Below are 6,783 nucleotides of genomic sequence, written 5' to 3'. Positions count from 1 at the left end.
CGCCGAGTGGAGCTATACCCAGCACACGGCCCGCCTGCCCAGCATGGGCGGATCGAGCGGCTCGGGTTACTGAGTCAGTCCAGGCATTCCCTTGCAGCCTGGCGCAGCTTGTCGCCCGACAGGAAACTGCCTTTGTAGAACGTCGCACGGCTGCCGTCGTGGGAGTCGATGACGTCCAGCACATCATCGCTTGCCACGGCACTGGGCGCTGTCAGCCGGTAGCCGTGGGCAATCGACTTTTGCGTGGCCTGGGGCGCCAGCGCCTGCCACTTGGGCAGTACACAGGCGGCGTATTGTTGCGGCGATTTGTGCGTCAGCTTGCTGGCGGTGGGTTTACCAGGCGTTGCGCAACCGGTGAGCCCGGCAACTAACGCAAAAGCGAGAAAGGTACGAAACATAGGCATTTGCAATTGGCCGTTATGGATACGCTGCATTCTAGCCAGACGTGCGCCCATATACCAATGAACCAAAGTCTTGCAGACCCGCCCGCCCGGTTGACAGAACGACAACAAGTCGACGACACCAAGACCACAACAATCCCTGTCAACTGCACCCTGCCGATAAATATTTGATTGAACTCAAGGAACGAATCCACTCTGCGCTGCTTCTGATGAGCAACAGGCAGCGACAGTGCCGGGCGGGTTGTTCATGGGGAACGATCAGCGCCCTTCTCGCCCAGGAGAATCCCATGCTGTGGTGGTTGGAAATACTCGCCCAATATGCGGCTTCGACCGGACTTGCCGTCTGCTGCATTTTTCTGTTCTGGGCTTACGGCCTGGCATTCGGCAGGGTCTACAGGCAGCTCTGCTCTGGCCTGCTGGCCATGATGCTGCTGTTGATCGCAGCGTTCCCCTATGGCATCGACTTTGCGCTGGGTAAACACTTTGGGCCTGGTGATACCAGCGGCTTGCTGCTGTTTCTTGCCGATGCACTGGGCGTGATCACGGCCGTGCTGGTCGCTTCGTTGTTTTTCGACCCCGAACAACTGCCGGGCTAGCCTTTGCCTCGCCTGTAGTGCAGCACCTGATATTTCTGCCAGTGGCGGCGCCGGGTGAAGGCTGAGAAAGTGGCGATACCCATGACTTCGGCAGGAGACACAGGCATGCAAAAGGATGCCCAGCGTACGCGGTTTTTTTATCAGAATGGAAAGCTCATCAGCATTATTACGGGGGAAAATGACCGTGCTATCTTCCGTACACCTGCTGTGGCGCTTGGCGAACGTCAAGGGGGGAACTCGCCATCCAGCGGGTTATTAGGGACGGATCAGCAGGGCTCCGTTCTTCATGTAACCGATAACAAATGAACCTGTCCAACCCAGACATCGTGCCCTGCGTCTTCCGAGGCGCAAGGCGCCACCTGCCGGCTGTTGCTTGACCCGGGTCACGGCTTTTACAAAGTAGTTGCACACGACCCTGACCTGCGGCGATCCTCACAGGCCCGGAAGCAACTATCAAGGAAAGCCGTTCACGCCATGGAAACGCTTCACAGCATCAAGTCTGACCTGGTCAGAACAGCCGACCACCTCGATCAACTCAGTCAAAGCATGAGCGGACACGTCAAGTTCATGCAGGCGAGAGGCACCTCGCAAGCAGACCCCGAGGTCACAGCGCACATCACTTCCATCGATGCCGTTGCGGGAGAGTTGCGTGCTGTCGCCGCAAGGATCGACGACATCGAAGGCGCCCCAACTGATTACAGTAGTTGAGTCCATTTCGAGCCAGGGCAATTCTGGCGGCGACCCGCCTCCGACCTTTTAGCTGTACTTGAGCTTTACCACCTTGCTCAGCGCCCAACCGCTAAATACGTAGAACGCATCCAGATAGAAACGGCCGGCATAATTGGGTAGCGGCGCATGATTCAACAGCACGTCAGGATCAGGCGCTGGGGGGAACATTGCATAGAACCCATTTGGCAACACCGCCAGTGCTACCAGCAACATGTAAGTCCCAGCGCGCAGCAAGGTAGCGCGATCACTGGACGTGCCAGCCCACTTCAGCCCGTAAAAGGCGACCAGGCCAGCAACCGGCAATACCCAGAAATGCGTCGGGATCCCAATGAACATTTCGGCAACAACGCTTCTTGCTTCCACCCGGAGTGCTCCGTCCAAATGCGTGGATTATTGCGGGCATAACCGGTAAATGCAAAAGAAGCCCTGCACCCACACCATCGCCCCCAACGGCACCCCGGCAGGCACGCAAAAAAGCCCGCTCTCAAAAGGCGGGCTTTTTCCTCGGAGGGTCAGTTGTTCATGCTTTCGAACACATCAGCGCCGCATCCAGCAATCTGCCATGGTCGTACCAGGCATCGCGCTGATAGGCCGTGAACTGGTGCTGGCTTCCCGCACCTCGCAGCTCGACAAGCCCCTCTGCCTGGCTGGGGTCTGTACTTTCGATGAACAGCTTGACCGAGTTTTCACCCTGAACTTCATAGGTTTTCACATTGCCTTGAAGTTCGCCTTTGACGCACCCCAGATAGGCAGGTGGGCTTTGCGCGGTAGTGCCCGAACTATAGTCATGGCCGTCACGCACATCACGATTTTGTGCACAACCTGCCAACAGCAATGACGCAAACCCGGACACCAGAACGGCGCCTGCCAGCGATCTTGAACTCTTCACCCGACACACTCCTGCTGCCCCATCGCGAACGTAGGAAAGTGTTGCCAAGCAGCTTGCCCTTTTTTTGGTTTTCGTCCGCCCATGTTACTGCCCAAGTCAGCCGGGCAATAGGTTTGTTTGCTATATCTCCGCCGGGATGCCCAGGGCCATTAACGGTGAATGGCCCCAGTTTCGCGTACCCCCAAGCCCACTATCGGGTTCAGGCGATAGCCTTGAGGAACACCAACGTGGCCCCCAAATCCAGGATCAGCACAGCTGCCACCACGAAAATCATGTAATAGCGGTCATCCTGAGTCATTTTTGCGTTCTCCGCGGGTTCAGTGTCCCAGGAGAAAAGCAATTCCCATTCCAACATCCGCGCCGGCTGCGCTCATATGACAAGCCGCTCATGCAAGACAGCCATGACACGACACGTCACTGAATCGTCTCGATGAGTCATATTGTGGTCTTCCTGTTGCGGGGCTAATACTTAGACGTCTGCCTGGGGAGGCCAATGAACATGCAACCGAGATTTGTGATCGTCCCAGCTGTACCGATAGAGGGTGAAACCTTTCAAATCGGCAACCGCTTCTTCGCCGCCACCACTTCGGGCGGTTTCGACATCTATGACAACCAGGAGAAGCAAAGGCTCAAGCGTGGCTTCATCAACCGGTCGCAGGCCGCTGGAGCGTGCGACACGATGAACGCCGGCTCGCGCAATCCAGAAGAACTGTTCCCCTTGCTGCGAACAGACTGACCGAACGATCAGCCCTTGGGCGCCCGGCGAAACAACGCATCAAGGCGCCATGAGGTAGGCGGCCACGCCCTTGGCCAAGCGCCATGGCTTCCACAGCGAAAGGTGATCGAACAACCGACTGGAATTGCCCGCCAGGCCTGCAACCGTGAGGTAGACGAGCCACTTTCGCAGCGCTCGGGAGAACTTCTTCTTGATGAATCGCAACAGTTGGCACGCCTTGGAGAAATGTTCCTGTCGCTAAAAACGAAAAAACCCAACACAGTGTTGGGCTTCAGCGTCAGCCCTGGACATAGGCAGGGCTGACAGGACCTGGAAATTTACGACATCACGCAATGTTGATGCAAGGCGTTGTAGGGTGATTTCACTGGGTTCAACACTCCTCCGCTCCCACTCTATTCCCCATCAGTCGTATCAAAAAACTGGTAGCGCTTCTTGTATCGCCAAATGTCCGCTATCGACCCCATAGCGGACATCTGTAACCGGGGCCGCGTTGCGGCCCATCGCCGGCAAGCGCGGCTCCCACAGGTACAGCGCGTGCCTGACGGCTGGCGATATTCTACGACCAATCTGCTGCGCCGCGTCTTCGCCAAAACCGAATGGACATCATCCAGCGTAAAGCGCAACGCGATCACCAGGCTGTCCACCATCCTGACTGCAGCCACCCGGGAAGGCCTGCTAGCAAAGAACCCCGTCGAGCTGATTGCCTGCCGATCTGCATAAACAGTGGGTGCCAGTGCTGAATGAATTGGGGATCACGCGTCGCTCCCCATACAACTGCCGTCACACCTATGCGACAATATGCTCAATGTCTGGTCTCAACCCCGCATTTATCGCCCAACAGCTCGGGCATAGCGTGCAGATGCTCTTATCGACTCATGCGCGCTGGATTAACTCGTCCAACGACTGGCAGGAGCTGGAAAAGCTCCAAATTGGTCCGAAAATGGTCCCAAGCTGCGAAGAAGCCACGTAAGTTATTGATAGGTAAGCTCCTTGATCTCCACCGCTAACATCACCATGCAGTTCGGCTCCAAGCCGCTGTTTGAAAACGTTTCCGTCAAATTCAACAACGGCAACCGCTACGGCCTGATCGGCGCCAACGGTTGCGGCAAGTCGACCTTCATGAAGATCCTCGGCGGTGACCTGGAGCCGTCTGGTGGCCAGGTCATGCTCGAGCCGAACACCCGCCTGGGCAAGCTGCGCCAGGACCAGTTCGCCTACGAGCAATTCACCGTCATCGACACGGTGATCATGGGCCATGGCCAGCTGTGGAAGGTCAAGGCCGAGCGTGACCGTATCTACTCGCTGCCGGAAATGACCGAAGAAGACGGCATGGCCGTCGCCGAGCTGGAAACCGAATTCGCCGAAATGGACGGCTACACCGCCGAATCCCGCGCTGGCGAACTGCTGCTGGGCCTGGGTATTCCGCTGGAGCAGCACTTCGGCCCGATGAGCGAAGTGGCGCCCGGCTGGAAGCTGCGTGTGCTGTTGGCCCAGGCGCTGTTCTCGGACCCGGACGTGCTGTTGCTCGACGAACCGACCAACCACCTGGACATCAACACCATCCGCTGGCTGGAAACGATCCTCACGGCGCGTAACAGCACCATGATCATCATTTCCCACGACCGCCACTTCCTCAACAGCGTCTGCACCCACATGGCCGACCTGGACTACGGCGAGCTGCGCCTGTTCCCGGGCAACTACGACGAGTACATGACCGCAGCGACCCAGTCGCGCGAGCAGCTGCTGTCGGACAACGCCAAGAAGAAAGCCCAGATCGCCGAGCTGCAGACCTTCGTCAGCCGCTTCTCGGCCAACGCCTCGAAGGCCAAGCAGGCGACTTCGCGTGCCAAGCAGATCGACAAGATCCAGCTGGCCGAAGTGAAGCCATCCAGCCGCGTCAGCCCGTTCATTCGCTTCGAGCAGAACAAGAAGCTGCACCGCCAGGCAGTAGTCGTCGAGAAGATGGCCAAGGCCTTCGATGAAAAAGTGCTGTTCAAGAACTTCGACATTACCGTCGAAGCGGGCGAGCGCGTCGCGATCATCGGCCCCAACGGCATCGGCAAGACCACCCTGCTGCGCACCCTGGTCGGCGAAATGACCCCGGATGCAGGCTCGGTGAAGTGGACCGACAGCGCCGAATTGGGCTACTACGCCCAAGATCACGCTCACGACTTCGAAGACGACATGACCCTGTTCGACTGGATGGGCCAGTGGACCTCCGGCGAGCAGGTGATCCGCGGCACCTTGGGGCGCATGCTGTTCTCCAACGACGAGATCCTCAAGTCGGTGAAGGTGATTTCCGGTGGTGAGCAAGGCCGTATGCTGTTCGGCAAACTGATCCTGCAGAAGCCGAACGTGCTGGTGATGGATGAGCCGACCAACCACCTGGACATGGAATCGATCGAGGCGCTGAACCTGGCCCTGGAAAACTATCCGGGCACCCTGCTGTTCGTCAGCCACGACCGTGAGTTCGTGTCGTCGCTGGCCACGCGCATCATCGAGCTGTCGGCCGATGGCGTGGTGGACTTCAGCGGTACCTACGACGACTACCTGCGTAGCCAGGGTGTGCTGGTCTGATTGACGGGCAAAGCCGAATGCCAGTCAGTTAAGCATTGGGGCCGCTTTGCGGCCCATCGCCGCGGTTCGTCGCCACGACAAGCCAGGCTCTCACAAGTACGGCGCATGGTTCGAATTCGATGCGGTCGGGGTGGGAGCTGGCTTGCCGGCGATGGGCTGCGCAGCAGCCGCATCAGCTTTAACTGACTAGCATCAGGGTATCGCACTACCCGACGAATAATTCGTTAGCCTGCTTTCATTTCCTTTGCGTAGCGGCCATGATGGGAACGCCCAACCGCCCGCCCGCGAAAGAGCCCATGACCGCGCAACAACCCGCCTCCGCCAGCAACACGCAGCCCATCACCCTGCAGATCCTGTCGATCGTTTTCTATACCTTCATTGCCTTCCTCTGCATCGGCCTGCCGATTGCAGTGCTGCCCAGCTATGTGCACGACCAGTTGGGCTTTGGCGCGGTAATCGCCGGGGTGACCATCGGCCTGCAATACCTGGCAACTCTGCTTAGCCGCCCGTTTGCCGGCAAGGTGGCCGATACCCTGGGCGGAAAACGGGCGATCCGTTTCGGCCTGCTGGGGATCGCCGGCTGCGGAGTGCTGACGCTGCTGTCAGCCTGGACCCTGAGCGTGCCGTTGCTGAGCCTGGGACTGCTGCTGGGTGGGCGTTTGCTGCTAGGCATCGCCCAGGGGCTGATCGGTGTCGCCACCCTGAGCTGGGGTATCAGCCAGGTAGGTCCCGAGCACACCGCGCGGGTAATTTCATGGAACGGGATCGCTTCCTATGGCGCCATCGCCATCGGTGCGCCACTGGGTGTGGTGGCCGTGGAGGGGCTGGATTTCAGCGTCCTGGGGCCGGCTTTGC

Annotated in this window: 9 protein-coding genes and 1 pseudogene; 7 read left to right on the top strand and 3 right to left on the bottom strand. The window is 58.6% G+C overall.

Going from position 1 to position 6,783, the window contains the following annotated elements; translation table 11 throughout:
• Window positions 1–74 precede the first annotated feature (74 nt).
• Window positions 75–434 carry a hypothetical protein gene (locus tag HP547_RS25915; protein ID WP_172288254.1) on the bottom strand — a complete coding sequence of 120 codons (360 nt, stop codon included), beginning with the start codon at window positions 432–434 and terminating at the stop codon, window positions 75–77.
• Between the two features lie 134 nt (window positions 435–568).
• Here HP547_RS25915 and HP547_RS25910 point away from each other — a divergent pair, with 134 nt between their 5' ends.
• The 3 genes from HP547_RS25910 to HP547_RS25900 all read left to right on the top strand — a co-directional run bounded on the left by HP547_RS25910 (window position 569) and on the right by HP547_RS25900 (window position 1,705).
• Window positions 569–997, top strand: a complete 429-nt coding sequence (locus HP547_RS25910; RefSeq protein ID WP_256676441.1) for a hypothetical protein — start codon at window positions 569–571, stop codon at window positions 995–997.
• A gap of 105 nt (window positions 998–1,102) precedes the next feature.
• Window positions 1,103–1,303, top strand: coding sequence for a hypothetical protein (locus HP547_RS25905; protein WP_172288252.1), 201 nt, complete (start codon window positions 1,103–1,105; stop codon window positions 1,301–1,303).
• Window positions 1,304–1,471: 168 nt separating this feature from the next.
• The gene (locus tag HP547_RS25900; RefSeq protein WP_172220361.1) at window positions 1,472–1,705 is read left to right on the top strand and encodes a hypothetical protein; all 234 of its coding nucleotides are present in this window, start codon (window positions 1,472–1,474) and stop codon (window positions 1,703–1,705) included.
• A gap of 48 nt (window positions 1,706–1,753) precedes the next feature.
• Here the strand turns inward: HP547_RS25900 and HP547_RS25895 are convergent, their stop codons facing one another.
• Together HP547_RS25895 and HP547_RS25890 are read right to left on the bottom strand one after the other, a co-directional pair.
• Entirely contained in the window at window positions 1,754–2,062 is a 309-nt protein-coding gene (locus HP547_RS25895) for a hypothetical protein (RefSeq protein ID WP_172220385.1), read from the bottom strand.
• 184 nt (window positions 2,063–2,246) lie between these two features.
• Window positions 2,247–2,615 carry a hypothetical protein gene (locus tag HP547_RS25890; protein WP_172288250.1) on the bottom strand — a complete coding sequence of 123 codons (369 nt, stop codon included), beginning with the start codon at window positions 2,613–2,615 and terminating at the stop codon, window positions 2,247–2,249.
• 499 nt (window positions 2,616–3,114) lie between these two features.
• Between HP547_RS25890 and HP547_RS25885 the strand changes: the two genes are divergently transcribed.
• The 4 genes and pseudogenes from HP547_RS25885 to HP547_RS25875 form a co-directional block, all read left to right on the top strand.
• Window positions 3,115–3,351 carry a hypothetical protein gene (locus HP547_RS25885; RefSeq protein ID WP_172288256.1) on the top strand — a complete coding sequence of 79 codons (237 nt, stop codon included), beginning with the start codon at window positions 3,115–3,117 and terminating at the stop codon, window positions 3,349–3,351.
• 706 nt (window positions 3,352–4,057) lie between these two features.
• A pseudogene (locus HP547_RS29755) lies at window positions 4,058–4,321 on the top strand (site-specific integrase); the annotation flags it as partial.
• Window positions 4,322–4,341: 20 nt separating this feature from the next.
• On the top strand, window positions 4,342–5,928 hold the full coding sequence (locus HP547_RS25880) for an ABC-F family ATPase (protein ID WP_172225912.1): 1,587 nt from the start codon (window positions 4,342–4,344) through the stop codon (window positions 5,926–5,928).
• A gap of 296 nt (window positions 5,929–6,224) precedes the next feature.
• Window positions 6,225–6,783 (top strand): MFS transporter (locus HP547_RS25875; RefSeq protein WP_256676440.1); only part of this gene is annotated, 559 nt, incomplete at its 3' end.

Source organism: Pseudomonas sp. CM27 (assembly GCF_013179515.1).
Classification (GTDB): Bacteria; Pseudomonadota; Gammaproteobacteria; order Pseudomonadales; family Pseudomonadaceae; genus Aquipseudomonas.
This window is presented reverse-complemented; position numbering and strand designations above follow the sequence as displayed.